At 58.9% G+C, this 2,962-nt stretch carries 3 protein-coding genes; all 3 read left to right on the top strand.

The features are described from left to right. Window position 1 precedes the first annotated feature (1 nt). The 3 genes from plsX (at window position 2) to fabG (ending at window position 2,820) form a co-directional block, all read left to right on the top strand. A complete protein-coding gene (gene plsX, locus ACIPLA_RS28090) occupies window positions 2-997 on the top strand; it encodes a phosphate acyltransferase PlsX (protein WP_401177724.1) in 996 nt (331 codons plus the stop codon). A 124-nt stretch (window positions 998-1,121) separates the two neighbouring features. Then, the gene (gene fabD / locus ACIPLA_RS28085; RefSeq protein WP_218397709.1) at window positions 1,122-2,060 is read left to right on the top strand and encodes an ACP S-malonyltransferase; all 939 of its coding nucleotides are present in this window, start codon (window positions 1,122-1,124) and stop codon (window positions 2,058-2,060) included. 16 nt (window positions 2,061-2,076) lie between these two features. Further along, window positions 2,077-2,820, top strand: coding sequence for a 3-oxoacyl-ACP reductase FabG (gene fabG / locus ACIPLA_RS28080; protein WP_123494581.1), 744 nt, complete (start codon window positions 2,077-2,079; stop codon window positions 2,818-2,820). The last annotated feature ends 142 nt before the right edge of the window (window positions 2,821-2,962 follow it).

The raw sequence follows: 2,962 nt of genomic DNA, 5'->3' as shown, positions 1-2,962 counted from the left end.
CATCGCGATTGACGCAATGGGCGGGGACTTCGGTCCCCGCAGCATTGTTCAGGCCAGCCTCGCTTGCCTGTCTGCTACACCCTCGCTGCACCTGACCCTCGTCGGTCAACCCTCCCTTCTTGAAGAACTGCTCGCCAGCCAATCGGCTGTGGATCGCGCGCGCCTGTCGATTGTGCCGGCGTCCGAAGTCATCACCATGGACGAAAAGCCTGCCCAGGCCTTGCGCGGCAAACCCGATTCGTCGATGCGCGTGGCGCTGGAGTTGCTGCGAGACGGCAAGGTCCAGGCCTGCGTCAGTGCCGGCAATACCGGTGCGCTGATGGCGTTGTCGCGTTTTGTGCTCAAGACCTTGCCGGGCATTGATCGGCCGGCAATGATCGCGGCCATTCCAACGCAGAAGGGCTACTGCCAGTTGCTTGATCTGGGTGCCAATGTCGATTGCACTGCCGAGCACTTATTGCAGTTTGCAGTGATGGGCTCGGTTGCGGCAGAAACCCTGGGTATCGTTCGCCCGAGGGTCGCATTGCTGAACATCGGTACTGAAGACATCAAGGGCAATCAGCAGGTCAAGCTGGCAGCCACCTTGTTGCAGAGTGCTCGTGGCATCAACTACATCGGGTTTGTCGAAGGTGACGGTTTGTACCGTGGCGAGGCGGATGTGGTGGTGTGTGACGGCTTTGTCGGCAATATCCTGCTCAAGTCCAGCGAAGGCCTGGCGACCATGATTGCCGGGCGCATCGAGGCGTTATTCAAGAAAAATTTCGCGTCCAAAGTGGTGGGTGCGCTGGCGCTGCCGCTGATGAAACGCTTGCAGGCTGAGCTGGCGCCGGCGCGACATAACGGCGCAAGTTTCCTCGGTTTGCAGGGAATTGTCGTGAAAAGCCACGGTTCGGCGGGGGTGCAGGGTTTTCAGAGTGCGATACAGCGAGCGCTGATCGAGATCCAGGAAAACCTGCCGGAGCGGCTTCATGGGCGCCTGGAAGATTTGTTGCCTTAGGCGTTTTCGTCGGACAATGCTTAAATGTGACCGCTCAGTTCAATGGGCCATCCAACTGTGAGTTTCTTGCGTTCCAGAAACGGGACGTCATTCTCCGACGACAAGATCATTAGGGGCTTGTTACATGTCTGCTTCCCTCGCATTCGTCTTTCCAGGACAGGGTTCGCAGTCCCTCGGCATGCTGGCCGAGTTGGGCGCGCAACATCCGGTGGTCCTCGAAACATTCAAAGAAGCTTCCGATGCTCTGGGTTACGACCTGTGGGCACTGACCCAGCAAGGGCCGGAAGAACAACTCAATCAAACCGATAAAACCCAGCCGGCCATTCTGACCGCCTCGATCGCCTTGTGGCGCCTGTGGCTGGCTGAAGGCGGCGTGCGTCCGGCGTACGTCGCCGGTCACAGCCTGGGCGAATACAGCGCCCTGGTGGCTGCAGGCAGTCTGAGTCTGGGCGATGCAGTGAAACTGGTAGAGCGTCGCGGTCAGTTGATGCAAGAGGCCGTTCCGGCCGGGCAGGGCGGCATGGCTGCCATTCTCGGTCTGGACGATGCTGACGTACTGGCCGCCTGTGCCGAAGCGGCGCAAGGCGAAGTGGTTAGCGCGGTCAACTTCAACTCCCCGGGCCAGGTAGTGATCGCTGGTGCCAAGGCTGCGGTCGAGCGCGCCATCGAAGGCTGCAAGGCACGCGGCGCCAAGCGCGCCATGCCATTGCCGGTCAGCGTGCCGTCCCACTGCGAATTGATGCGTCCGGCCGCCGAGCGGTTCGCCGAATCGATTGCAGCGATCGACTGGCAGGCGCCGCAGATCCCTGTGGTACAGAACGTCAGCGCTAACGTGCCGGCGGATCTGGAAACCCTCAAGCGCGATCTGCTTGAACAGCTCTACAAGCCTGTACGCTGGGTCGAGTCGGTCCAGGCGCTGGCGGCCAAGGGTGCGACCGAACTGGTTGAGTGCGGGCCTGGCAAAGTGCTGGCCGGTTTGAACAAACGTTGCGCCGAAGGCGTGTCGACCTCTAATCTCAATACCCCAGACGCTTTCGCTGCCGCCCGCGCAGCGCTGGCCTGAACAAGGAGAAGCTTGCATGAGTCTGCAAGGTAAAGTTGCATTGGTCACCGGTGCCAGCCGTGGTATCGGCCAGGCTATCGCTCTGGAATTGGGTCGTCAGGGTGCCATTGTCATCGGCACCGCGACTTCCGCTTCAGGGGCCGAGCGTATTGCTGCGACCCTGAAAGAAAATGGTGTTCAGGGCACTGGCCTGGAACTCAATGTCACCAGCGACGAGTCCGTAGCGGCCGTGCTGGCGAGCATCCAGGCGCAATTCGGTGCGCCGGCGATCCTGGTCAATAATGCCGGTATCACCCGCGATAATCTGATGATGCGCATGAAAGATGACGAATGGCATGACGTCGTCGATACCAATCTGAACAGTCTGTTCCGCCTGTCCAAGGGCGTTTTGCGCGGCATGACCAAAGCCCGTTGGGGACGAATTATCAGTATTGGTTCGGTTGTGGGTGCCATGGGCAACGCAGGCCAAGTAAACTACGCTGCCGCCAAGGCCGGTCTGGAAGGTTTCAGCCGTGCACTGGCGCGTGAAGTCGGTTCGCGTTCGATTACGGTAAACTCGGTGGCCCCAGGGTTCATCGACACCGATATGACCCGTGAACTGCCCGAGGCGCAGCGTGAAGCCTTGCAGACGCAGATTCCGCTGGGTCGTCTGGGGCAAGCTCAAGAGATCGCGTCTGTGGTCGCTTTTCTTGCATCTGACGGTGCGGCTTACGTTACTGGGGCTACAATCCCGGTGAACGGCGGGATGTACATGAGTTAAATGTGACGGATTGCTTCAAAAAAATGTCATACGAGCTGTCTAAAATCCGTTATAAAGCTGCAATCTATTTATAGACAGAGGGTCGCCGGGTTTGAGGAGTGAAGCTTTCAGTTGAAAAACTGAAAAGTCTTTCTATACACTT

Origin of the sequence: Pseudomonas sp. NPDC086112 (assembly GCF_044746425.1) — a bacterium.
GTDB lineage: Bacteria > Pseudomonadota > Gammaproteobacteria > Pseudomonadales > Pseudomonadaceae > Aquipseudomonas.
The sequence above is the reverse complement of the archived record's forward strand: the minus strand, read 5'-3'. Positions and strand labels throughout refer to the sequence as shown.